Source organism: Paucibacter sp. DJ2R-2 (genome assembly GCF_025717675.1).
Taxonomy (GTDB): domain Bacteria; phylum Pseudomonadota; class Gammaproteobacteria; order Burkholderiales; family Burkholderiaceae_C; genus Paucibacter_A.
On sequence record NZ_JAJIRT010000001.1, the window covers coordinates 853,569 to 875,745 of the forward strand.

At 65.8% G+C, this 22,177-nt stretch carries 24 protein-coding genes; 19 read left to right on the plus strand and 5 right to left on the minus strand.

Features of this window, described 5'->3' with window-relative positions; genetic code table 11:
* Positions 1-34: 34 nt before the first annotated feature.
* Positions 35-928 carry an acyl-ACP desaturase gene (locus tag LNV28_RS03700; RefSeq protein ID WP_263517140.1) on the minus strand — a complete coding sequence of 298 codons (894 nt, stop codon included), beginning with the start codon at positions 926-928 and terminating at the stop codon, positions 35-37.
* 113 nt (positions 929-1,041) lie between these two features.
* Positions 1,042-2,061: a MerR family transcriptional regulator gene (locus LNV28_RS03705; protein ID WP_263516440.1), complete on the minus strand. Its 1,020-nt coding sequence runs from the start codon at positions 2,059-2,061 to the stop codon at positions 1,042-1,044.
* A gap of 114 nt (positions 2,062-2,175) precedes the next feature.
* Between LNV28_RS03705 and LNV28_RS03710 the strand changes: the two genes are divergently transcribed.
* From LNV28_RS03710 to LNV28_RS03750, 9 genes are all read left to right on the plus strand, one after another.
* Positions 2,176-2,814, plus strand: a complete 639-nt coding sequence (locus LNV28_RS03710) for a glutathione peroxidase (RefSeq protein WP_263516439.1) — start codon at positions 2,176-2,178, stop codon at positions 2,812-2,814.
* Between the two features lie 421 nt (positions 2,815-3,235).
* A complete protein-coding gene (locus LNV28_RS03715) occupies positions 3,236-4,564 on the plus strand; it encodes an NAD(P)/FAD-dependent oxidoreductase (RefSeq protein ID WP_263517139.1) in 1,329 nt (442 codons plus the stop codon).
* Positions 4,561-5,352 (plus strand): DUF1365 domain-containing protein, encoded by a 792-nt coding sequence (locus LNV28_RS03720; RefSeq protein WP_263516438.1) that lies wholly within the window; start codon positions 4,561-4,563, stop codon positions 5,350-5,352. Before LNV28_RS03715 ends, LNV28_RS03720 begins: the two co-directional genes overlap by 4 nt.
* 17 nt (positions 5,353-5,369) lie before the next feature.
* The gene (locus LNV28_RS03725) at positions 5,370-6,593 is read left to right on the plus strand and encodes an SAM-dependent methyltransferase (RefSeq protein ID WP_263516437.1); all 1,224 of its coding nucleotides are present in this window, start codon (positions 5,370-5,372) and stop codon (positions 6,591-6,593) included.
* A gap of 4 nt (positions 6,594-6,597) precedes the next feature.
* Positions 6,598-7,176 carry a chalcone isomerase family protein gene (locus LNV28_RS03730; RefSeq protein ID WP_263516436.1) on the plus strand — a complete coding sequence of 193 codons (579 nt, stop codon included), beginning with the start codon at positions 6,598-6,600 and terminating at the stop codon, positions 7,174-7,176.
* Positions 7,154-8,443: an MFS transporter gene (locus tag LNV28_RS03735; RefSeq protein ID WP_263516435.1), complete on the plus strand. Its 1,290-nt coding sequence runs from the start codon at positions 7,154-7,156 to the stop codon at positions 8,441-8,443. Before LNV28_RS03730 ends, LNV28_RS03735 begins: the two co-directional genes overlap by 23 nt.
* A complete protein-coding gene (locus LNV28_RS03740; protein WP_263516434.1) occupies positions 8,440-8,994 on the plus strand; it encodes a DUF3833 family protein in 555 nt (184 codons plus the stop codon). Before LNV28_RS03735 ends, LNV28_RS03740 begins: the two co-directional genes overlap by 4 nt.
* A 13-nt stretch (positions 8,995-9,007) precedes the next feature.
* On the plus strand, positions 9,008-9,793 hold the full coding sequence (locus LNV28_RS03745; RefSeq protein ID WP_263516433.1) for an SDR family NAD(P)-dependent oxidoreductase: 786 nt from the start codon (positions 9,008-9,010) through the stop codon (positions 9,791-9,793).
* Positions 9,790-10,230, plus strand: coding sequence for a nuclear transport factor 2 family protein (locus tag LNV28_RS03750; protein ID WP_263516432.1), 441 nt, complete (start codon positions 9,790-9,792; stop codon positions 10,228-10,230). Before LNV28_RS03745 ends, LNV28_RS03750 begins: the two co-directional genes overlap by 4 nt.
* Before the next feature lie 18 nt (positions 10,231-10,248).
* On the opposite strand, the gene corA is transcribed toward LNV28_RS03750, so the two are convergent.
* Entirely contained in the window at positions 10,249-11,223 is a 975-nt protein-coding gene (gene corA, locus LNV28_RS03755) for a magnesium/cobalt transporter CorA (protein WP_263516431.1), read from the minus strand.
* 458 nt (positions 11,224-11,681) lie between these two features.
* Between corA and hpf the strand changes: the two genes are divergently transcribed.
* The 3 genes from hpf to hprK all read left to right on the plus strand — a co-directional run bounded on the left by hpf (position 11,682) and on the right by hprK (position 13,755).
* Entirely contained in the window at positions 11,682-12,023 is a 342-nt protein-coding gene (gene hpf, locus LNV28_RS03760) for a ribosome hibernation-promoting factor, HPF/YfiA family (RefSeq protein ID WP_263516430.1), read from the plus strand.
* A gap of 251 nt (positions 12,024-12,274) precedes the next feature.
* Positions 12,275-12,745 carry a PTS IIA-like nitrogen regulatory protein PtsN gene (gene ptsN / locus LNV28_RS03765; RefSeq protein WP_263516429.1) on the plus strand — a complete coding sequence of 157 codons (471 nt, stop codon included), beginning with the start codon at positions 12,275-12,277 and terminating at the stop codon, positions 12,743-12,745.
* Between the two features lie 47 nt (positions 12,746-12,792).
* Positions 12,793-13,755 (plus strand): HPr(Ser) kinase/phosphatase, encoded by a 963-nt coding sequence (gene hprK / locus LNV28_RS03770; RefSeq protein ID WP_263516428.1) that lies wholly within the window; start codon positions 12,793-12,795, stop codon positions 13,753-13,755.
* A 30-nt stretch (positions 13,756-13,785) separates the two neighbouring features.
* Here hprK and fur read toward each other — a convergent pair whose 3' ends face one another.
* Positions 13,786-14,214, minus strand: a complete 429-nt coding sequence (gene fur, locus LNV28_RS03775) for a ferric iron uptake transcriptional regulator (protein WP_263516427.1) — start codon at positions 14,212-14,214, stop codon at positions 13,786-13,788.
* 150 nt (positions 14,215-14,364) lie between these two features.
* Here fur and LNV28_RS03780 point away from each other — a divergent pair, with 150 nt between their 5' ends.
* From LNV28_RS03780 to holA, 7 genes are read left to right on the plus strand one after another with little or no spacing between them, the layout of a single operon-like run.
* Positions 14,365-14,901, plus strand: coding sequence for an outer membrane protein assembly factor BamE (locus LNV28_RS03780; protein ID WP_263568736.1), 537 nt, complete (start codon positions 14,365-14,367; stop codon positions 14,899-14,901).
* Positions 14,898-15,722, plus strand: a complete 825-nt coding sequence (dapB, locus tag LNV28_RS03785; RefSeq protein WP_263516425.1) for a 4-hydroxy-tetrahydrodipicolinate reductase — start codon at positions 14,898-14,900, stop codon at positions 15,720-15,722. Before LNV28_RS03780 ends, dapB begins: the two co-directional genes overlap by 4 nt.
* The gene (locus LNV28_RS03790) at positions 15,719-16,375 is read left to right on the plus strand and encodes a MotA/TolQ/ExbB proton channel family protein (RefSeq protein ID WP_263516424.1); all 657 of its coding nucleotides are present in this window, start codon (positions 15,719-15,721) and stop codon (positions 16,373-16,375) included. Before dapB ends, LNV28_RS03790 begins: the two co-directional genes overlap by 4 nt.
* A 33-nt stretch (positions 16,376-16,408) precedes the next feature.
* Entirely contained in the window at positions 16,409-16,870 is a 462-nt protein-coding gene (locus LNV28_RS03795; protein ID WP_263516423.1) for an ExbD/TolR family protein, read from the plus strand.
* A 54-nt stretch (positions 16,871-16,924) separates the two neighbouring features.
* On the plus strand, positions 16,925-19,558 hold the full coding sequence (leuS, locus tag LNV28_RS03800) for a leucine--tRNA ligase (protein ID WP_263516422.1): 2,634 nt from the start codon (positions 16,925-16,927) through the stop codon (positions 19,556-19,558).
* A 2-nt stretch (positions 19,559-19,560) separates the two neighbouring features.
* Entirely contained in the window at positions 19,561-20,061 is a 501-nt protein-coding gene (locus LNV28_RS03805) for an LPS-assembly lipoprotein LptE (protein WP_263516421.1), read from the plus strand.
* A 16-nt stretch (positions 20,062-20,077) separates the two neighbouring features.
* Positions 20,078-21,148: a DNA polymerase III subunit delta gene (gene holA / locus LNV28_RS03810; RefSeq protein ID WP_263516420.1), complete on the plus strand. Its 1,071-nt coding sequence runs from the start codon at positions 20,078-20,080 to the stop codon at positions 21,146-21,148.
* Positions 21,149-21,163: 15 nt separating this feature from the next.
* On the opposite strand, the gene LNV28_RS03815 is transcribed toward holA, so the two are convergent.
* Positions 21,164-22,039 carry a DUF3034 family protein gene (locus LNV28_RS03815; protein ID WP_263516419.1) on the minus strand — a complete coding sequence of 292 codons (876 nt, stop codon included), beginning with the start codon at positions 22,037-22,039 and terminating at the stop codon, positions 21,164-21,166.
* Positions 22,040-22,177: the final 138 nt, after the last annotated feature.

Here is a 22,177-nt window from a genome sequence, read left to right on the forward strand (position 1 = left end):
TTTTTATGGCGGCCGTTCAGGCCAAGGCGGGGTCTCAGGTCGCAGCCTGGGCGCCGCCAAGACCACCCGCAGCGGCGGCAGCCGCAGAGGCGGCGGACGCCACAGCACCAGCCATCTCCTTGCGGTAGCGATTCAGTTCCTGCACGCTGGCGAAGCTGCGCTCCATCAGCAAGCTCATGTTGTGAAGGATGCGCTCGACCACTTTGTTTTCCCAGACCGAATCAAACTGGATCTGCTTGTCCAGCCAATGCTCCAGCCACTCGGGGTCGGGCAGGCGACTCTGGATGGTATCGCGCGGGAACAGCTGCACGTTCACATGAAGATTGGTGGGATGCAGGGCTTGGGCGGTGCGGCGCGCACTGGCCATCAGGACGCCGACCTTGGCAAAGGCGGCGCGTGCCTCATCGCCAAACTTGACCATGGCACGCTTCATATAGCGCAGATAGGCGCCGCCATGGCGAGCCTCGTCGCGGGCCAGGGTTTCGTAGATGGCACGGATGACCGGCTCGGTGTGCCACTCGGCGGCGCGGCGGTACCAGTGGTTGAGCCGGATCTCGCCGCAAAAATGCAGCATCAAGGTTTCCAGCGGCGGGGCCGGGTCGAAGTCGAAGCGCACCTCATGCAGCTCCGCTTCGGTGGGGACCATGTCCGGGCGGAAACGGCGCAGGTATTCCATCAGCACCAGGGAATGCTTCTGCTCCTCGAAGAACCAGACGCTCATGAAGGCCGAGAAGTCGCTGTCGTCCTTGTTGTCGCGCAGGAACATCTCGGTGGCCGGCAGCGCCGCCCACTCGGTGATGGCGTTCATCTTGATGGTGCGGGCTTGGTCATCGCTGAGCAGGCCGGGGTCGAAGGCATCCCAGGGGATGTCCTTGTCCATATTCCAGCGCACCGCTTCCAGCTGCTTGAAAAGTTCCGGGTAAAGCATCATCGATCCTCGTTTGCTCTGGCGAGCTTATGCACTGAGTATGACAAGCCATAGACCGTTTGGCAGGCATGGCCCGCAGCGGCCCCTGGTCTTCACGCGCTTGTCGCAGGGCTTCAGGTGTTTTCTGGCTTCGGCAGCTGATGCGTCCGGCGCCAATCGGCCACCGCTGGGGCCAGTTGTTCCAGCTCGGTCAGATGCTGCAGACCCGCCAGAGGAGCGCGCTTTTGCAAGGCCGCCGCGCGGCCGCCCGCCCAGAGCGCAAGGCCCTCGGGCAACTCGGCGCGGAGCTCACGCAGCTGGCGCTGCACCTGACCGGCACTGAGCAGGCCGCTGAAGCTCAAGGCCAGCACATCGCTGCCATGGGCTCTGGCCGCCTTGACCAGCTCGCTGGCGGGCGTCTGCACGCCCAGGGACAGGCATTGGCAACCCTCCAAGACCAGCAAGGCCTCGACCATGAGCAGGCCCAGGCCGTGCGGCTCGCCCGGCAAGGTGCTGAGCAGGACCCGCGGCCGCTCGCCCAGGGCCAGCGGCGGAATCGCCTGAATGGCCTGGCGCAGCACCTGCTGCAAGGACTCGCTGTAGCAATGCTCCTCGAACACCTCGAGCTCGCCGCGCATCCAGGCCTCGCCGATCATGACGGTCAGCGGCGCCGCGACTTCACGCACAAAGGCGCCCAGACCCAGGCGCAGCAGGCCCTGAGCCAGCTGGCGGCGCATGTCCTGGACCTCATGGCGGCGCAACAAGCGCAAGAACTCCTGCAGGTCGATGCCATGGGCGGCGGCAGCGCTGGCCTCGGCCGGCCCGCCGCGCGACTGGCCCAGCAGGTCCTGCAGGCTCGACTCACTGGCGGCCACGATCCGCCCGGGTCGGTGGCCCGCATCAAGCAAACGCTTGAGCAGACGCAGACGCTGCACCTGCTCGGGCGGGTAGACCCGTTCGCCCTGCGCGTCGCGCGAGGGCTGAGGAAACCCGTAGCGACGCTCCCAGATGCGCAAGGTATCTTTGCTGATGCCGGTGTCGCGCTCCACCGCGGCAATGCCGGGCCAAGCCGAAGGGGCCGGCGTCAAAGCAGCCGCGACCTCGTCGGGCACAGCGCCGGCATGCAAGTCGGCACTCGGCGGCGCCTCAACCATAGTGGGGCTCCAGGCTCATGCAATCACCGCAAACTTTGTATTGGACAAACATAGGACAAAAATCTCTAGATGGCCTAATATAGTGAAAGAACAAAGTTTTGACTAGGACAAACTATGGACACTCGCTCCTGCAATCGCCCACAGCACCGCCCCGGCCTGCTCGGTGCCTGTGCCTTGGTCGGCACCCTCTCCGCCGCTCTGCTGGGTGCGCCAGCCCAAGCAGCGCCAGCCCCAGCCAGCCCGACCGCATCTGCCGCCGCAGCTTGTCCTGAGCTGCTGCAGCGCGAATTCCCGCGGCTGCAAGACGAGAAGCCCCAGGCCCTGTGTCAATACAGCGGCAAGGTCCTGCTGGTGGTGAACACGGCCAGCTTCTGCGGCTTCACCTCGCAGTACAAGGCGCTGGAGACCCTGTCCAACCGTTACGCGGCACGCGGCCTCGTGGTGCTGGGCTTCCCCTCGAACGACTTCGGCGGCCAGGAACCCGGCAGCAACAAGGAAATCGCCGAGTTCTGCGAGAACACCTTCAATGTGAAGTTCCCGATGTTTTCGAAATCGGTGGTCAAGGCCGGCCAGAGCGGACTGAACCCGCTCTACGCCGATCTGGGCAAGCGCACCGGACAGACGCCGAAGTGGAATTTCCACAAATATCTGATCGCGCGGGACGGTAGCGAGATCAAAAGCTTCGGCTCCATGAGCGACCCGCTGGGCAATTCCTTCACCCAGGAGCTGGAACGCCTGCTCGCCAAACCCTGACGTTCAACTGACTATTTGCCTTTTTTGTCGCAGCGCCATGTCCCACTCTGTTGCCTACAACCCGCAAACTGTCCCTTTTTCAGGCGACAGCAATACGGGGCTTTTTACCCAAACTACAGAGCTCCTGAGTCGTTTGCCCCAGGGTGGGCGCTACGTTTGTAAAGCTTTGCAAACGGCGGTCTTGGCTTCCTCGCCGGCAAATACTTCGGTACGATGCAACCGATTCCAGTCGCAAGATCTCCCCTGTGTAGGGGCTGAAATCTCGGAGCCGTTTTCCTCCTCCTCCCTCCCTCCCTCGTTGGCTTCGAGGCATCTTGCGACTTCTTTTATTCCTGGGGCTTCCGGCACGGCCGGAAGCCCTCTTCTTTTGCGCCAAGCTACGGGCTCGGCCGACGGTCACGCCGCTGACTTGCTGCCATGGTTGCGCCAACTCGGCGCACCGCAATTCCCCGAAGCCCTACCCCCGAACGCGCGCCGCGTGGCCGTGGTCGGCTCCGGCATCGCTGGCCTCTCGGCCGCCTGGGCGCTGAGCTCGCAGGCCCGGGTTACGCTGTTCGAGGCCAATGACTACTTCGGCGGCCACACCCACACCGTCGATGTCGAACTGCAAGGCCAGCGCCACGGCGTCGACACCGGCTTCCTGGTCTTCAACGAGCGCACCTATCCGCTGCTGATCCAGCTCTTCGAGCAGCTGGGTGTGGATGTGGCCGCCAGCGATATGTCCTTCTCGGTGCAGGCGCCGGGCAGCGATCTCGAGTGGAGCGGCAGCAATCTCAACACCGTGTTTGCCCAGCGCCGCAATCTGCTGCGGCCGGACTTCTGGCGCATGCTCAGCGACCTGACCCGCTTCAACCGCCTGTGCACCGAGCTGGCCCGCAGCGGCCAGGAGCGCGCCCTGGCCCAGCCCATCGGCGACTTCCTCGACGAGCAGCGCTTCAGCGCCGCCTTCCGCGACTGGTACCTGCTGCCCATGGTCGCCTGCATCTGGTCCTGCCCCACCGCGCAGATGCTGAGCTTCCCCATCAGCACCTTGATCCGCTTCTGCCACAACCACGGCCTGCTGCAGGTGACGAACCGGCCGCAGTGGTTCACCGTGCGCGGCGGCGCCCGCCACTACGTCGACAAGCTGCTGCCCCGCATTGCCGACACGCGCCTGAACTGCCCCGTGCAAGCCGTCAGCCGCCAGGCCGACGGCAGCGTGCTGGTGCATTCCAAGGCCGGCAGCGAGCGCTTTGACGCGGTGGTGATGGCCAGCCACAGCGACCAATCGCTGCGCCTGCTGGATCAGCCCAGTGCGCTGGAACGCCAGGTGCTGGGTGCCATCGCCTACCACCGCAACCGCGCCGTGCTGCACACCGACGCCGGCCTGCTGCCGCAACGCCAGCGCGCCTGGGCGGCCTGGAACTACGAACACGGCGGCAGCCGCCCCGGCTCCGAGCAAAGCACCGTTTGCCTGCACTACCTGCTCAACCGCCTGCAGCCCCTGCCCTGGCAACAGCCGGTCGTCGTGTCGCTCAACCCGGTGCGCGAGCCCAAGGCCAGCCAGGTGCTCGGTGAATTCGACTATGCACATCCGGTGTTCGACCGCGCCGCCGTGGCCGCGCAAGGCCGCGTGGCGCAGATGCAGGGCGACGGCCAGGTCTGGTTCTGCGGCGCCTGGACGCGCTACGGCTTCCACGAAGACGGCCTGCTCTCCGGCCTGGGCGTGGCGCGGGCACTGACGCAGCGCTGGGCGGAGCAGAAGGCATGAGCGCAGGGGCTGCTGGCACCCAGGCTTGGCCGCAGCAGGCCCTGATCGGCCGTGGCGTCGTGCGCCACAGCCGCTTGCGCCCCAGCCGCCATGCTTTCGCCTACCGCAGCTATTTCCTGATGCTGCCGATGCGCCAGCTGCGCGCCGCGCCCTGCCCGGCCCTGCACCGCAATGGCTTTGGCTGGCTCAGCTTCCACGACGCCGATCACGGCGAAGGCGGCTCCGACGCGCTCGCCTGGCTGGACGAGCTGCTGGCGCGCGAGGGCGTGAGCGATGCCGACGGCGAGGTCTGGCTGCACTGCATCCCGCGCGTGCTGGGCTACGCCTTCAAGCCGGTGAGCTTCTGGTACTGCCAGCGCCACGACGGCAGCCTGGCCGCCATCGTCGTCGAGGTGAACAACACCTTTGGCGAGCGCCACTGCTATTTGCTGCAAGGCGAGGGCCTGGCCTACGGACGCGAGCTGCAGGCGCGCAAGGTTTTCCATGTCTCGCCGTTTTGCCGTGTCGCCGGCGGCTATCGCTTTCGCTTCATGCACAGCAGCCAAGGCGGCGCGCGCACCGTGGCCCGCATCGACCATGAAGATGAAACCGGGCCCTTGCTGCAGACCAGTGTCAGCGGCCAGCTGCAGCCGCTCAGCGAGGCCAGCGCCCGGGCCGCCTTCTTTGCCATGCCGGCACTGAGCCTGATGCTGGTCTGGCGCATCCACTGGCAAGCCCTGCGCCTGGCGCTCAAACGCGTGCCCTTCTTCGGCAAACCCGCCGCCCCTGAAACTCTGGTGACCCGCTGAAGGTTGCCTTGCTCACGATGAACTCAACCACGCTCCCGCAAAGAATCACCCTGCCCAGCGACGCGCCAGCCGCCGCGCGCACCGTGTTCCGCCTGCTCGGACATCTGCGCCAGGGCAGCCTCGATGTGCAATTGCCCGACGGCAGCAGCGCTCACTTCGGCGGCAGTGAAGGGCCGCGCGCGGCCCTGCGCATCCGCGACTGGGCCGTCTGCAGCGCCGCCCTGCGCTCTGGCGACATCGGCTTTGCCGAGAGCTTTGTGGCCGGCCACTGGAGCACGCCCGACCTGCGCGCCTTGCTCGAACTCTTCGTTCGCAACCGCGAAGCACTCGACGAAGTGATCTTCGGCTCTTGGTGGGGCGCCCTGCTGCACCGGGTGAAGCATCTGCTCAACCGCAACAGCCGCGCCGGCAGCCGCAAGAACATCCACGCGCACTACGACCTGGGCAATGCCTTCTACCGGCTCTGGCTGGACGAGAGCATGAATTACAGCAGCGCCTGGTTCGGCGGCGAAAGGCAGGGCAGCCTGGCCGAAGCGCAAGCCGCCAAGATGAGGCGCGCGCTGGAGGAATGCCAGGTCGGCGCCGGCAGCCGCGTGCTGGAAATCGGCTGCGGCTGGGGCGCCGTGGCCGAGACCGCCGTGCGCGACTTCGGCGCCCATTTGACCGGTGTGACCCTGTCCAGCGAACAGCTGGCCTGGGCGCAGGAACGCCTGGCCCGCGCTGGGCTCGCCGACGGTGCAGACCTGAGATTCCAGGACTACCGCGACATCACCGACCCGGCCTTCGACGCCGTGGTGTCCATCGAGATGTTCGAGGCCGTGGGTCGTGAATACTGGGACGGCTACTTCCAAACCGTGGCCGCCAAGCTCAAGCCCGGCGGCCGCGCCTGCATCCAGACCATCACCATCCGTGACGATCTGTTCGAGCGTTATGCCCGCTCGAGCGATTTCATTCAGCAGTACATCTTCCCCGGTGGCATGCTGCCCAGCCCGACTCAGTTCCGCGCCCACGCGGCCAAAGCCGGTCTGCGCGTGGTCAATGAACTGGCCTTCGGGCAGGACTACGCCCGCACCCTGCACCAGTGGCGCGAAGCCTTTTTGCGCCAGGAGGGCCCGGTCCGCGAGCTGGGTTTCGACACCCGCTTCATGCGGCTCTGGGAGTTCTACCTGGCCTACTGCGAAGCGGCCTTCGCCGCCGACAACACCGATGTGATGCAGTTCACCCTGCAGCGCGAGGGCTGAGACCATGCAGCGCCGCCACCTGCTTCTTGCGATGCCCGGGCTGCTGGTCCTGCCGGCCCAGGCCCAGCGCAAACGTCCGGCCGAAGTGCCGGAGGCGCTGCGCCTGCAAGCCGAGGCGCAGATGCGTTTCTTCGGCCTGCGCATCTACGACATCCGGCTTTGGGTGTCGGAGCACGTGAACGCGGACAACTGGGCGCGCCAGACCCTGGCGCTGGAACTGGAGTACGCCCGCAGCCTGAGTGGGCGCGAGATCGCCAAACGCTCGCTGGTGGAGATGCGGCGCCAAGCCGAGATCAGCGAGGACAAGGCCCAGCGCTGGCTGGGCGAGATGGAAGCTGCCTTCCCCGACGTCAAAGCCGGCGACCGCATCAGCGGCCTGTTCGAGCCGGTGCGCGGCGTGCAGTTCTTCATCAACAGCCAGCCGCGCCGGCAAATCGCCGACAGCGAATTCGCGCGCCTGTTCAGCGGCATCTGGCTGGCACCACAAAGCTCAGAGCCCGGCATGCGCGAGCAACTCCTGAAACGCCCGGCCGACAGCAACCAGGCGCGTGGCGAACACCGTGGCCCACGCAGCGAAGGCTGAAACCCTGAGCGCCGGCCTGGGCCGCGGCCGCGCGGCCGGCCTGCGCTACGGCGGCCTGGGTTTCCCGCTCGCCTTTGTCGCCCTGCCGCTCTACGTCAGCCTGCCGGCCCACTATGCCCAAAACTACGGCATGCCGCTGGCTTGGCTGGGCGCCCTGCTGCTGGCAGCACGCCTGCTCGATGCCTTGGTCGACCCCTGGATCGGCCGCCTCTGTGACCGCTGGCTGAACGAGCACCCGCGCCGCGTGCTGCCACTGATGGCCGGGGCCGCAGCGGCCCTGGGCGGCGGTTTCTACGCCCTGTTCTTCCCGCCGCTGCGCGAGCCGCAGGGCTTGCTGCTGTGGTGCGGCGCTTTTCTGCTGGTCTGCTACGCGGGCTACAGCCTGCTCAGCGTCATGCACCAGACCTGGGGCGCGCGCCTGGGCGGCAGCCCGGCCCAGCAAACCCGGGTGGTGGCCTGGCGTGAAGGCCTGGCTCTCGCCGGCGTGATCGCCGCCAGCCTGCTGCCCGCCTGGATCGGCCTGGCCGGCACCGCAGGCGTGCTGGCGCTCTGCCTCGCCCTGAGCCTGCTCTTGCTGCGCATCGCACCCAGGGCCAGCCCAGGCGGCCGAGCGAGCCAGGCCCGCCCTGTGCAGGTCTGGGCCTACCGTGGCTTTCGCCGCCTGCTGGCGGTGTTCCTGCTCAATGGGGTCGCGGCAGCGATTCCGGCCACGCTGCTGCTGTTCTTTGTGCGTGACCGGCTGCAAACGCCGCAAGCCGAAGGCCTGTACTTGGCCTGCTACTTTCTGGCCGCAGCCTTGTCTCTGCCGCTCTGGCTGCGCCTGGTGGCGCGCTGGGGCCAGGCGCGCAGCTGGGGTCTGGGCATGGTGTTGGCCGTGGCGGCGTTCGCCTGGGCGGCGGCGCTGGGCGCAGGCGATCAGGCCGGCTTTGTGGCGGTCTGCCTGGCCAGCGGGGCCGCCCTGGGCGCGGACCTGGCCATTCCCGGCGCCATGCTGGCCGGAGTGATCCAGCGTGCCGGTTTGCATGCACGCGCTGAGGGCAGCTTTTTCGGTTGGTGGAACGCCGCCAACAAGCTCAATCTGGCCTTGGCCGCTGGCCTGGCTCTGCCACTGCTGCAAGTACTGGGCTACACGCCCGGCGCCCGCGACGCCCAGGCACTCAACGCCTTGACTCTGTCTTACTGCCTGCTGCCCTGCCTACTCAAGCTGGCCGCTGCGGCACTGCTTTACCGCAACTGGATACGCCCGCAAGGGGAGGACATGCCATGAACACGACCCAAACCCGTCGCCGACTGCTGCTGGCCGGCGCCGCCACTGGCGCGCTGAGCTTGCTCGCTGGCTGCGCCTCGGCGCCCCAACCCGAGGACTATGCGAAAGAGACGCCAACCCTGGACCTGCGCCGTTACTTCAACGGCCCCCTGATCGCTCACGGCATCTTCACCGACCGCGCCGGCAAGGTGCAACGCCGCTTCATCGTCAAGCTGGTGGGCCGCTGGGAAGGCGACACCGGCGTGCTGGAGGAAGACTTCGAGTACAGCGACGGCAAGCGCGAGCGCCGGGTCTGGACCCTGAAGGACCTGGGCCAGGGTCGCTACACCGGCACTGCAGCCGATGTGCTGGGGCAGGCCCAAGGCCAGGCCGCCGGCAATGCGCTGCGCTGGGCTTACACGCTCAAGCTACCGGTCGACGGCACGGTCTACGAGGTGCAGTTCGACGACTGGATGTACCTGGTGGACGAGCGCACCTTGCTCAACAAGGCGAAGATGAGCAAGTTCGGCTTCGCCCTGGGCGAGGTGACCTTGTCCTTCCAGAAACTCTGAGCACCGGCCTGCGATGTCACTGAACCCCAAGATCCAGGACTGGCACGGCCTCACGGTCTGGCTGGTCGGCGCGTCCAGCGGCATCGGCCGGGCGGTGGCGGCCTCACTCCACTCCGCCGGAGCGCGCGTGATCGTCTCGGCCCGGCAGGCCGATCTGCTCAATGACTTCGCCGCGCAACATCCGGGCGCACAGCCCCTGCCGCTCGACGTGATGGATGCGCAAGCGCTGCAGCAAGCGGTGCGCCAGATCGTGCGCAACCACGGCCGCATCGACCTCTGCCTCTATTGCGCCGGCTACTACCAGCCCATGCGCGCCCAGCAGTTCTCGCTGGATGAAGCGATGCGCCACCTGGACATCAATTACGTCGGCGCGCTCAAGCTGCTGCAAGCGCTGCTGCCACAGATGCTGCTGCAGGCCCACCAAGGGCAGCCCGGCCATATCAGCCTGGTGTCCAGCGTGGCGGGTTATCGCGGCCTGCCCAAGTCCCTGGCCTACGGCCCCTCCAAGGCGGCGCTGAGCCATCTGGCCGAGGCGCTGTATCTGGACCTGTCGCCGGAGAAGATCGGTGTCTCGGTCATCAACCCAGGTTTTGTCGCCACACCGCTGACGGCTCAAAACGATTTCGCCATGCCGGCCCTGATCACGGCCGATCAGGCCGCGCAGGAAATCCTCAAAGGCTGGGCCCGCGGCGAGTTCGAGATTCATTTCCCCAAGCGCTTCACCCTCTGGCTGAAGCTCTTGCGTCATCTGGGCCACGGCCTTTACTTTCGCGCCGTTCGACGCGCGACCGGACTATGAGCATCAGGCATTCCGACCCGCGCGTGCAGGCGGTGATCGACTTCTTCGAGCAGCTGCAGCCGGCCGATGTGGCCGGCCTCGGTCGGCTTTACACCGAGCAGGCCTTCTTCAAAGACCCCTTCAACGAGGTCCGCAGCCTGGCCGGCGTGCAACAGGTGTTCGCCCATATGTTCGAAACCCTGGAGCAGCCGCGCTTTCTGGTCTTGGACGCTCTGGCTCAGGGCGATCAGTGCTTTCTGAGCTGGGACTTTGTCTTCCAGAGGCAGGCTCAGAAGGAACCCATGCGCATCCATGGCAGCAGCCATCTGCGCTTCGCCGTCGACGGCCGTGTCGCCTACCACCGCGATTACTGGGACACAGCGGAGGAACTGTATGAAAAGCTGCCCTTGCTGGGCGCCCTGATGCGCTGGATCAAGCGGCGCCTGCGCGCCAACTGATCGGTACCAGCGCCAGGATCAACGCAACCAGCCCTTGCGGCGGAAGTAGATGAAGGGCGCCGCCACCGACGCCAGCATCAGGCCAAGGGCGAAGGGATAGCCGAACTGCCAGTCGAGCTCGGGCATGAACTTGAAGTTCATGCCGTAGACGCTGGCGATCAGGGTCGGAGGCAGCAAGGCCACGCTGGCCACCGAGAAGATCTTGATGATCTTGTTCTGGTTGATGTTGATGAAACCGACCGTGGCGTCCATCAGGAAGTTGACCTTGTCGAACAAAAAGGCGGTGTGCGAATCGAGCGAATCGATGTCACGCAGAATCTGACGCGATTCCTCAAACTGCTCGGCGCTGAGCATGCGGCTGCGCATCATGAAGCTGAGCGCGCGCCGCGTATCCATGACGTTACGGCGGATGCGGCCGTTCAAGTCTTCCTCGCGGGCGATCGCGGCCAGCACTTCGCCGGCTTCGGTGTCGTTGACGTCCTTTTTCAAGACGCGTGCACTGACCTTCTCGAGGTTGTCGTAGATACCCTCCAGCACATCGGCGGAGTACTCGGCATCGGCGTCGTAGAGCTTGAGCAGCACATCCTTGGCATCCTCGATCAAGGCCGGGATGCGTCGCGCGCGCAGGCGCAGCAGGCGGAAGACGGGCAGGTCCTCGTTGTGGATCGAGAACAGCACATTGTTGTAGAGGATGAAGGCCACCCGCACATTGCGCGGCGCCTCATCGTCATCGATCAAGAAGTCGGAGCGAATATGCAACTCGCCGTTGTCTTCCTCGTAGAAACGGGCTGACTCTTCCAGATCTTCGTCAACGATGTCTTCCGGAATCACCAAGCCGAAGCGGTCACGAATCCAGCCCTTTTCGACCGCGGTGGGATCTTCCAGATCCACCCACACCGGCCGCGACAGGGCCAGATCTTCGGCGGATTCAATTTCTTCCTGAAACAGGCCGCCCTTGAGGCGCCCGTTGTCCAGCGTGAACACATTCAGCATGCAAAAAACCTCCAGCGCTCGTGCGCCGTCTCTTGTTCTTTTTCAGACAGGACGGGCACAGGGGCCGTCCGGGTGTGGGCGTTTGGGGACCCGTCTCACTCCGGACAAGCGGCGCGAACCGGCACAAAGGCAGCGGCATCGGCGCAGTTGGCGAGGGAGTGGACGGTCACCGAGGGTGGTCGCTGTCCAAGAAATGCTCCGTAGCTGGTATTCCAGGATTATCACCTCGGCGCGCCCTGCTTTTTGCCCAATCCTTCACGCTCTTTGCCAAGCCTCAAAGTCAAACGGACTATGACCCTTGTTCTGGCCGTCAAGCACTTGTCACAACTGCACTTCGGGTGCAAACTGAATTCGCCGATCCACTCAAGAAGAGCCCAAGACAGCACCCAGCGATCCGTTTTTTTCGTTCTTTTCCTGATCCCAGTACTCTCGACTTTCTTTTCGTGAAAGGCCGTTTTATGAATCTGACAATCAGTGGCCACCATTTGGAAGTAACGCCGTCTCTGCGTGAGTATGTGCTCACAAAGCTAGACCGAGTGACCCGCCATTTCGATCAAGTCGTTGACATCAATGTCTTGCTCACCGTGGAAAAGCAGAAGGAAAAGGAACGCCGGCAAAAGGCCGAGGTCACCGTGCATGTCAAGGGACGCGATATCTTCGTTGAGCAATCCAGTGAGGATCTCTACGCCGCCATTGATCAGCTGATGGACAAATTGGATCGCCAGGTGGTGCGCCACAAGGACCGTCTGCAAGACCACCACCACGCCTCGGCCAAGCGCCTGGACATGCCAGCTCCCTGAATTTCGGCTTCTGGCCACGATCAAACGCAAGGCGACCTTCGGGTCGCCTTTTTTCTTGCCCAAGATCCACTCCGCGCTTCGCACACTCTTCGGTCTGCATTCGTTGCTGCATCGCAGCAATGCGCGTATTTGTGCACTGCCACTAGACCCTGGGCCCCCCAGAAGGGGGTGAGCTTTCTATAATTCCCCAATTCGACACCGACAAGCGTCCCGCCCAAGGCCCACCCAGCCGTATGCGACGCTTAGACACCATGAACCGTCTCGCCGCCATCCTTCCCGCCGACAACGTGCTGGTGAATGTGGATGCCTCCAGCAAGAAACGCGTTTTCGAGCAGGCTGGCCTGCTGTTTGAGAACCATCACGCAATCTCCCGCGCGATGGTGGCGGACAATCTTTTTGCGCGTGAGCGCCTCGGTTCTACAGGCCTCGGCCACGGCGTGGCCATTCCGCATGGCCGCATCAAAGGACTGAAGAACCCGCTGGCCGCCGTGCTGCGCGTGCAGCAGCCGATCGGTTTCGATGCGCCGGACGACGAACCGGTCAGCCTGCTGATCTTCCTGCTGGTGCCCGAGGCCGCCACGCAGCGCCATCTGGAGATACTCTCCGAGATTGCTGAAATGCTGTCGGATCGCGACTTGCGCGAGCAACTCAAAACCGATCCCGATGCCGCCGTCCTGCACCGTCTGATCGCGGCCTGGGAGCCGCTGAAGTCGGTCGCCTGAGTTTCCGGAATCACCCTCCTTTTTCTCAACGCGCCGCCTTCCGATCAGTGAAACCCACCTCCATCAGCGCCGACCGGCTTTTCGAAGAACACCGTGAACGCCTGCGCTGGGAGTGGATTGCCGGCCATGCCCATCCGGAGCGCCGCTTCGACGAAGCCGCCGTTCGCGACGCCCAGTCCTCCGCCGACCTGGTCGGTTACCTGAATTACATCCATCCCTACCGGGTGCAAATGGTCGGGCGCCGCGAGGTGGCCTACCTGAGTCAGGCCTCGGGCGAGGTGCTGGACCGTCGCATCTCGCGCATCGTCACGCTGGAGCCGCCGGTCATCATCGTCGCCGACGACCAGCCGCCGCCCGACCGCCTGGTGGCCATGTGCGACCGCGCCGAGATTCCGCTTTTTGTGACCAAGGACTCGGCCGGCCATGTGATCGACGTGGTGCGCGCCTACCTGGCCCAGCTGTTTGCCAACCGCACCACCCGCCACGGCGTCTTCATGGACATCCTGGGCCTGGGCGTGCTGCTGACCGGCGAATCGGGCCTGGGCAAGAGCGAGCTGGGCCTGGAGCTGATTTCCCGCGGCCATGGCCTGGTGGCAGACGACGCGGTCGACCTGTTCCGCATCTCGCAAACCGCCATTGAAGGCCGTTGCCCAGAGCTGCTGCTGAATCTGCTGGAGGTGCGCGGCATCGGTCTGCTCGACATCAAGGCCATCTTTGGCGAGACGGCCGTGCGCCGCAAGATGCGCCTCAAGCTGATCGTGCATCTGGTGCGCAAGGAAACCATGGAGCGCGACTTCGAGCGCCTGCCCTACGAGCCGCTGTACGAAGACGTGCTCGGCATGCCGGTGCGCAAGGCCATCATCGCCGTGGATGCCGGCCGCAACCTGGCCGTGCTGGTCGAGGCGGCCGTGCGCAACACCGTCCTGCAGCTGCGCGGTATTGACACCTACCGGGAGTTTGTCGAGCGCCACCAGCGGGCGATCGAACAAGGGCAGCACAGCGACGACTGAGGGCCGCTGTGGGGCTGATCGCCCAGGTGGTCAGCTGCCGCGGTGCGGACAGTCGGTCTTCACACAAGCCGCGTACAAAGCCAGGGAATGGTCCTGCAGCTTGAAGCCCCGCTCGCGGGCAATGGCGTGCTGCCGTTCCTCGATCGCGGGGTCGAAGAACTCTTCCACTCGGCCGCAGGTCAGGCAGACCAGATGGTCGTGGTGATGGCCTTCGTTGAGTTCGAACACCGACTTGCCGGATTCGAAATGGTTGCGCGACAAGAGCCCGGCTTGCTCGAACTGGGTGAGGACCCGATACACCGTGGCCAAACCAATGTCGGCGTCTTCCACCAGCAAGGCTTTGTAGACGTCTTCAGCCGTCATGTGGCGCTGCGCCGTCTTCTGGAAAATCTCCAGAATCTTGATGCGCGGCAGGGTGGCTTTCAGGCCACTGTTCTTGATCTCGTCGGTGCGGTTCATGACACTGCTGGGGCCGGCGCGGCCCACCATGGGCCTGCCGCTAGAATGGGCCGATCATAGCCAGCTCCGGGCCCAGACCAGCCCAAGCCCCCACAGAATCACGCCATGCGCAGCCCCAAAACACTTGCAATCCCAGCCCGATCCGGTCTTTTGGCGCTGATCGTTGGCGCTGCCAGCGCCCTGAGTGCCTGCTCCAGCATGCCGTCCTTGGACATGCTCAATGCCTCGAATGGCGCGACGGTGCTGGAACGCATCACGCCCTACAAGCTCGAGGTCGTCCAAGGCAATGTGCTGACCAAGGAGCTGGTGGCGCGCGTCAAGCCCGGCATGCCGCGCGCCCAGGTGCGCGATCTGCTCGGCTCGCCCTTGCTGACCGACCCCTTCCATGCCGAGCGCTGGGACTATGTCTTCACCATCAAGCGTCAAGGCACGATTTACCAGCAACGCAAGGTCGTGGCGCTGTTCGACGGCGAAACCTTGAAGTCGCTGGAAGTACCGGCGGATCTGCCGAGCGAAAACGAATTCGTGGCCGCCATCAGCTCCAAGGCTGAGCGCCGCGAGCCGCCCAAGCTGGAACTCAGCGAAGCCGAGCGCAAGGCCTTGCCGGTGCCGGTCAAGCCGGCCGCCGCTGCCGCTGAAGCCATCGGGCCGGTGCGCGCCTACCCGCCGCTGGAGAACAAGTCTTGACCGGCCGGGCCGCTCCTCTGCGCATCGCCATCGCCGGCAGTTCCGGCCGCATGGGCCGCATGCTGATTGAAGCCGTGATGCAAGCGCCCGATTGCCAGCTCAGCGCCGCCCTCGACCGCCCGGGCAGCCCCGCGCTGGGCCAGGACGCCAGCGCGTTCCTGGGCCAGCCTAGTGGCGTTCTGATCAGCGATGACGTGCGCAGCGCGCTGCAGAGCAGCGATGTGCTGATCGATTTCACCCGCCCCGAGGGCACCCTGGCCCACCTGGCCATTTGCGCAGAGCTCGGCGTCAAACTGGTGATCGGCACCACCGGCTTCGATGCCCAGCAGAAAGCCCAAATCGGCGCCCTGGCCGGCCGCGTCGGCGTGATGATGGCGCCCAATATGAGTGTCGGCGTCAATGTGGTGCTGGGCTTGCTGGACCGCGCCGCGCGCGCGCTGAACGAAGGCTTTGACATCGAGATCGTCGAAGCCCACCACCGCCACAAGGTCGATGCCCCGAGCGGCACCGCCCTGGCCATGGGCGAGGCCGTGGCCCACGCCCTGGGCCGCGACCTCAAGGCCTGCGCCGTCTACGGCCGCGAAGGCGTCACCGGCGAGCGTGACCCCTCGACCATCGGCTTCGCCACCGTGCGCGGCGGCGACATCATCGGTGACCACACCGTGCTGTTCGCCGGCATCGGCGAGCGCATCGAGATCAGCCACAAGGCCAGCAGCCGCGCCACGTTTGCTCAGGGCAGCCTGCGCGCCGCGCGCTTCCTGGCCAGCCAGGGCCCGGGCCTCTACGACATGAATGATGTCCTGGGGCTCAAGGGATCATGAGCAATTTCGAAGGCTTCTGGGCTCAGGGCGATGCGGTCACGCGAGGCGTCGCCTTGCTCATGCTGCTGATGTCGGTCAGCGCCTGGGTGCTGATCCTCTGGAAAAGCTGGACGCTGCGCGGCGCACGCCGCAGCATCGCCCGTGCCGTGCCGGCCTTCTGGGACGCGGCCGACCTGGCATCGGGCCGTGCCGCCCTGCAGAACTTTGATGCCGAAGGCCTGCTCCTGCCCCTGCTGGACGCAGCCACCAGCGACACCCGCAGCGGCACCCTGGACGCCGCCGGCCATGCCCATTCGCGCTTGACCCGCCGCCTGCGCGACGCCTTGCACGGCGTGCTGCAGCGCCTGCAATTCGGCCAGGTGCTGCTCGCCTCGATCGGCAGCACCGCGCCCTTTGTCGGCCTGTTCGGCACCGTCTGGGGCATCTACCACGCCCTGGTCAGCATCTCGGCCAGCGGCAATCTGAGCATGGACCGGGTCTCCGGCCCCGTGGGCGAGGCCTTGATCATGACCGCCGCCGGTCTGGCCGTGGCGATTCCGGCCGTGCTGGCTTACAACGTCTTCGGCAAGCAGGTCGGCGCTTGCGAAGCCGAGCTGGAAGGCTTTGCGCACGACCTGCGCGAGATGTTCAGTGATGCGCCTCAAGCGTCGTGAGCGCCCGCCGGCCCCACCCTGCCGGAGCCTGAAATGAGCTTCGGCCGCCTGGAACGCCGCGACAGCCCCAAGCCCATGGGCGACATCAACATGACGCCGCTGATCGACGTCATGCTGGTGCTGCTGGTGATCTTCATGATCGCGGCACCGCTGATGAGCAACTCCCTGCGCCTGGACCTGCCCAAAAGCGAGGCCGCCACGCCGGGCGACACGCCGCAGTTCATTGCCCTGGCCGTGGCGCCCGACGGCGCGCTCTACCTGGGCGAAGAAAAGCTCGACGCCACCACCTTGCAACAACGCCTCAAGACTTTGGGCGCCAGCCGGCCCGAGCTGGAGGTGCAGCTGCGCGCCGATCAGGCCGCGCCCTACGGCGCGGTGGCCCAGCTGATCGGCTGGTGCCAGGCCGCCGGCCTGCACCGCATGGCCTTCGTCACCGACGCCGACGCCGCCACAGCGCCCACGCTCACGCCTACGCCCCTACCGAAGCAGCCCTGAGCGGCAGCCCGGCCCACGACTTTTACAATCGGCGCACTTCGCACCGAGCCCACCATGAACGAAAAGTACACCCCCTCCGAGGTCGAACAGGCCGCACGCTCCCACTGGCAAGCCCGTGACGCTTACCGCGTGGTCGAGGACCAGAGCAAGCCCAAGTTCTACGCCTGCTCCATGCTGCCCTACCCCAGCGGCAAGCTGCACATGGGCCATGTGCGCAACTACACGATCAACGACATGCTCACGCGCCAGCTGCGCATGAAGGGCTACAACGTGCTCATGCCCATGGGCTGGGACGCCTTCGGCCTGCCGGCCGAAAACGCCGCGATGAAGAACAAGGTGCCGCCTGCGCAGTGGACCTACGACAACATCGCGTACATGAAAAAGCAGATGCAGGCCATGGGCCTTGCGATCGACTGGTCGCGCGAGATCGCCACCTGCACGCCCGAGTACTACAAATGGAACCAGTGGCTGTTCCTGAAGATGCTGGAAGCCGGCATCGCCGAGCGCCGCACCCAGGTTGTGAACTGGGACCCGGTCGACCAGACCGTGCTGGCCAATGAGCAGGTGGTCGACGGCAAGGGCTGGCGCTCGGGCGCCGTGGTCGAGAAGCGCGAAATCCCCGGCTACTACCTGAACATCGTCAAGTACGCTGACGAGCTGCTCTCGGCCGTGGCCAACCCCGAAGACAAGAGCTATCTGAGCGGCTGGCCCGAGCGCGTGCGCCTGATGCAGGAGAACTGGATCGGCAAGAGCGAGGGCGTGCGCTTCGCCTTCCCGCACCAGATCGCCGGCGCCGACGGTCAGCTGATCCAGGACGGCAAGCTCTACGTCTTCACCACCCGTGCCGACACCCTCATGGGCGTGACCTTCTGCGCCGTGGCGCCGGAGCACCCGCTGGCCACGCACGCGGCCGCGTCGAACCCCGAACTGGCCGCCTTCATCGAAGAATGCAAGCGCGGCGGCACGACCGAGGCCGAACTGGCCACGCAGGAGAAGAAGGGCAAGCCCACCGGCTTGTTCGTCAGCCACCCGCTGACCGGCGCGCAGGTCGAGGTCTGGGTCGGCAACTATGTGCTGATCAGCTATGGCGACGGCGCCGTGATGGGCGTGCCGGCGCATGACGAGCGCGATTTCGAATTCGCCAACAAATACGGCCTGGCCATCAAGCAAGTCGTGGCGGTCGAGGGCGAGAGCTTCAACGACAAGGTCTGGGCCGACTGGTACGGCGACAAGCAAAAAGGCGTCTGCATCGCTTCGGGCGAACTGGATGGTCTGGGCCACAAGGCTGCTGTGACCAAGGTCGCCGAGCTGATGGCCGCCCGCGGCCTGGGCGAAAAGAAAACCACCTGGCGCCTGCGTGACTGGGGCATCAGCCGCCAGCGCTACTGGGGCACGCCGATTCCCATCATCCACTGCGATGACTGCGGCGCCGTGCCCGTGCCAACACAAGACCTGCCCGTGGTGCTGCCGGAAGAGTGCATCCCCGATGGCAGCGGCAACCCGCTCAAAAAGCACGCCGGTTTCCTGAACGTGGCCTGCCCGACATGCGGCAAGCCGGCCCAGCGTGAAACCGACACCATGGACACCTTCGTGGATTCGTCCTGGTATTTCATGCGTTATTGCGACGCCAAGAACAGCGAGGCCATGGTCGGCGAAGGCAGCCAGTACTGGATGCCCATGGACCAGTACATCGGTGGCATCGAGCACGCGATTCTGCACCTGCTCTACGCGCGCTTCTGGACCAAGGTGATGCGCGACCTGAAGCTGATCAGCTTCGACGAGCCCTTCAAGAACCTGCTGACCCAGGGCATGGTGCTCAAGGGTGCGTTCTCGCACAAGCCTGCGGACGCCGGCAAGAACTACTACTGGGAGCACGAGGTCAAGGTCCAGACCAACGAGCATGGCCAGGTCATCGGCGGCACGCTAAAGGCCGACGGCACGCCGCTCGAGTACGAGATGACGACCATGTCCAAGTCCAAGAACAATGGCGTGGACCCGCAAGAGCTGATCAACCAGTACGGTGCCGACACGGCCCGCCTGTTCGTGATGTTCGCTTCGCCGCCGGAGCAGACCCTGGAGTGGAACGACGCCGGCGTTGAAGGCGCGCACCGCTTCCTCAAGCGCGTCTGGGGCTTTGGCGCCAAGAACGAAGCTGCCATTCAGAACGGCGGCCGCGACTACGCGGCCCTGAACGGTGAAGGCAAGTCCCTGCGCCGCGATTTGCATCTGGTGCTCAAGCAGATCAGCTACGACTACGAGCGCATGCAGTACAACACCGTGGTGTCGGGCGCCATGAAGATGTTGAATGCACTGGAAGGCTTCAAGGCCCAAGGCCAGGACGCGGCCGTGCGTGAAGGCTTCTCGGTGCTGCTGCGCGTGCTCTACCCCGCCTGCCCGCACCTGACCCACGCCCTCTGGCAAGACCTGGGCTATGCCGCCGAGCTGGGTGACCTGCTCGACGCGCCCTGGCCGAGTGTGGACGAGGCCGCCCTGGTGCAGGACGAGATCGAGCTGATGCTGCAAGTCAACGGCAAGCTGCGCGGCGCCATCAAGGTGCCCGCCGCGGCCGACAAGGCGGCCATCGAGGCCCTGGCCCTGGCCAGCGAAGACTTCGCCAAGTTCAGCGAAGGCAAGGCGCCCAAGAAGGTCATCATCGTGCCGGGCCGCCTGGTCAATCTGGTCGTCTGACGATGAGCACCCTGCTGCAGCGCCGCCACCTGCTTCTGCTCGCCGCCGCCCCGCTGGCGGGCTGCGGCTTCGAGCTGCGCCGCGAGCCGGAGTTTCTGTTCCGCAGCCTGGCGCTGAGCGGCTTCAAGCCGGGCTCGCCGCTGGCGGTCGATCTGAAACGCCAGCTCTCGCGCACCGCGCTGCTGCTGGTGGAGGACGCCAACCGCGCCGAGCTCGTGCTGGAGGCGTTGCGCGATGTGCGCGAGCGCTCGGTGGTGGTGTCCACCAGCGCCGGCCAAGTGCGGGAGTGGCAGTTGCGCGTCAACTTCGACTACCTGCTGCGCACGCCCTCGGGTGAGCTGCTGCTGCCACGCACCGAGCTGCGCATGACGCGCGAAATGAACTACACCGAGAGCACGGCCCTGGCCAAAGAGCAGGAAGAAGCCCAGCTCTACCGGGCCATGCAGTCCGACGCGGTGGCGCAGATCATGCGCCGCCTCTCGGCCGTGCGCCTGCCTGCCTGACACCGTCTCTTTAGACATGCAGCTGCGCTCCGACGCCCTCAAGCCCCAGCTCGCGAAAGCGCTGCGGCCCATCTACACCGTCTACGGTGACGAGCCCCTGCTCGCCCAGGAGGCGGCCGACGCCATCCGCGCCGCGGCGCGGGCCCAAGGCTATGGCGAGCGCAAGGTCTTCACCGTCGCGGGCGCCTATTTCGACTGGGGCCCAGTGCTCGGTGCGGCGCAGGCCATGAGCCTGTTTGCCGAGCGCCAGCTGATTGAGATTCGCATCCCCAACGGCAAGCCGGGCAAGGACGGCTCCGAGGCGCTGCAGCGTTACTGCGCCCAGCTGCCCGAGGATGTGGTGACCCTGGTCACCCTGCCCAAGCTGGACAAGACGCAGATGAACAGCGCCTGGTTCCAGGCCCTGGACGGTGCCGGCGTCTGCGTGCGCGTGGACCCGATCGAGCGCCGCGCCCTGCCGCAATGGATCGCCCAGCGTCTGGTCCAGCAAGGCCAGCGCGTCGAAGACGGCGAGGCCGGTCAGCGCACCCTGGCCTTTTTTTCCGACCGGGTCGAGGGCAATCTGCTCGCCGCCCACCAGGAATTGCAGAAACTCGCCCTGCTGCATCCGCCGGGTCTGCTCAGTTTCGAGCAGATCGAGGCAGCCGTGCTCAATGTCGCACGCTACGACGTGTTCAAGCTCAGCGAAGCCGTGCTGGGCGGCCAGGTCGCCCGCGTGCTGCGCATGCTGGAAGGCCTGGAGGCCGAGGGCGAGGCTGCCGTGCTGGTGCACTGGAGCCTGGCCGAGGACATCCGCGCACTCAAGCGCGTGCGCGACGCCGTCGATGCCGGCAAGCCCCTGCCCATGGCCATGCGTGAAGCACGCGTCTGGGGGCCCAAGGAGCGCTTGTTCGAGCGCATCGTGCCGGGCCTGCACAGCAGCGATCTGAGCCGCCTGGTGGCCGCCGCGCAAATTTGCGACGGCCTGGTCAAAGGCCTGCGCCACCCCGACTGGCCGCTGGAGCCCTGGGCCGGCCTGCGCCGCCTGGCCCTGATGCTGGTGGAGACCACGGCCACACGCACGCCGCGCCTGGCCTTGCGGGGCTGAGCGGCCTACGAAGTTTCAGAACTGCGCCTGCAGCGACAGGTAGCTGCTACGCTGCGCCGTCTTGTTGGCGATCTGGCCCAGGTCCAGGTAAGCCAGCGTCAAGCTCAGGCCCGGATAGGGCCACCAGGCCAGGAAGACATCGAGGGCGCGCGTTTCAGGCGCCGCGCTGAGCAGGCTGGGCTTGGCCCGCCACTCCACACCCAGGGCCAGCGCATCATGCGGCAGCACGGCCAAGGAGACCTCGGGCTGCAGGCGCAGGCGGTCGCCACGATCGCCGCCAAAACCGAGCAGGCCCATCTGGTTGGCCCGCGTGCCGCGCAGGGTCAGATTGCCCAGGAGGTTGTAGCCGCCGGCGCCGCCCAGCCAGAGCTTGGTGGCCGAGACATAGGGCTCGGTATCGCTGCCGCGTCGGGCGCCCAGCAGCTCGGGCACGGCCAGGCCGCGGTTGCGCTTGTGCTGCAGGCCCAGCGCGATCTGGGGCCAGGGGCGGTCGGCGTCGTAGACGGCGTCGCCGAACACCCGCCATTTGAGGCCGAACACCTCCAGCCTCAGGCTCTGCCCCGGCACCGTGTCCGAGAGGCCAAAGCGCCAACGCGCGGCCGACAGCTCCACCGTGTCGTACAGACCCAGGGCCGCTCCCGCCGCCTCCAGCACATAGCCGCCGCGGGTCTGCACCCGGGTGGCGAAGGCGGAGGCGCCGATCTCGTCGCGGCTGCCGCCACCGGCGATCAAGGCCCAGGGGCTGAGGCCACCACCGGCCGCGCCTTCGACCTGGCTGACGCCGGACGTGGCCGGCAGGCGACTGCCCGCGCAGACCGGGTGGGCCGCCGCGGTGCCGACCAAAAACAGCGCCAGATGCGCGATCCAAATGGAGGGTGATTTTTTCTTCATGAGCAGGCCTGCAATGTTTCAAGTCGGGCCGGGCGGGAGCCGATACAGTCTTTGAGCCGCGAGATCGCAGGCTCGGCCCTGCGCCGACGCAGTGAGTTCTGCTTGTAGACCCAATCGAGAAACCCGGACGCATGAAAA

Coding starts and splice junctions, on each gene's coding strand:
- LNV28_RS03700 (WP_263517140.1), bottom strand. CDS start 928: ATGCTTTACCCGGAACTTTTCAAGCAGCTGGAAGCGGTGCGCTGGAAT.
- holA (WP_263516420.1), top strand. CDS start 20,078: ATGCAGCTGCGCTCCGACGCCCTCAAGCCCCAGCTCGCGAAAGCGCTG.
- LNV28_RS03705 (WP_263516440.1), bottom strand. CDS start 2,061: ATGGTTGAGGCGCCGCCGAGTGCCGACTTGCATGCCGGCGCTGTGCCC.
- leuS (WP_263516422.1), top strand. CDS start 16,925: ATGAACGAAAAGTACACCCCCTCCGAGGTCGAACAGGCCGCACGCTCC.
- LNV28_RS03750 (WP_263516432.1), top strand. CDS start 9,790: ATGAGCATCAGGCATTCCGACCCGCGCGTGCAGGCGGTGATCGACTTC.
- LNV28_RS03740 (WP_263516434.1), top strand. CDS start 8,440: ATGAACACGACCCAAACCCGTCGCCGACTGCTGCTGGCCGGCGCCGCC.
- LNV28_RS03790 (WP_263516424.1), top strand. CDS start 15,719: ATGAGCAATTTCGAAGGCTTCTGGGCTCAGGGCGATGCGGTCACGCGA.
- fur (WP_263516427.1), bottom strand. CDS start 14,214: ATGAACCGCACCGACGAGATCAAGAACAGTGGCCTGAAAGCCACCCTG.
- LNV28_RS03815 (WP_263516419.1), bottom strand. CDS start 22,039: ATGAAGAAAAAATCACCCTCCATTTGGATCGCGCATCTGGCGCTGTTT.
- LNV28_RS03710 (WP_263516439.1), top strand. CDS start 2,176: ATGGACACTCGCTCCTGCAATCGCCCACAGCACCGCCCCGGCCTGCTC.
- hpf (WP_263516430.1), top strand. CDS start 11,682: ATGAATCTGACAATCAGTGGCCACCATTTGGAAGTAACGCCGTCTCTG.
- LNV28_RS03720 (WP_263516438.1), top strand. CDS start 4,561: ATGAGCGCAGGGGCTGCTGGCACCCAGGCTTGGCCGCAGCAGGCCCTG.
- LNV28_RS03795 (WP_263516423.1), top strand. CDS start 16,409: ATGAGCTTCGGCCGCCTGGAACGCCGCGACAGCCCCAAGCCCATGGGC.
- LNV28_RS03745 (WP_263516433.1), top strand. CDS start 9,008: ATGTCACTGAACCCCAAGATCCAGGACTGGCACGGCCTCACGGTCTGG.
- LNV28_RS03730 (WP_263516436.1), top strand. CDS start 6,598: ATGCAGCGCCGCCACCTGCTTCTTGCGATGCCCGGGCTGCTGGTCCTG.
- LNV28_RS03805 (WP_263516421.1), top strand. CDS start 19,561: ATGAGCACCCTGCTGCAGCGCCGCCACCTGCTTCTGCTCGCCGCCGCC.
- ptsN (WP_263516429.1), top strand. CDS start 12,275: ATGAACCGTCTCGCCGCCATCCTTCCCGCCGACAACGTGCTGGTGAAT.
- corA (WP_263516431.1), bottom strand. CDS start 11,223: ATGCTGAATGTGTTCACGCTGGACAACGGGCGCCTCAAGGGCGGCCTG.
- LNV28_RS03725 (WP_263516437.1), top strand. CDS start 5,370: ATGAACTCAACCACGCTCCCGCAAAGAATCACCCTGCCCAGCGACGCG.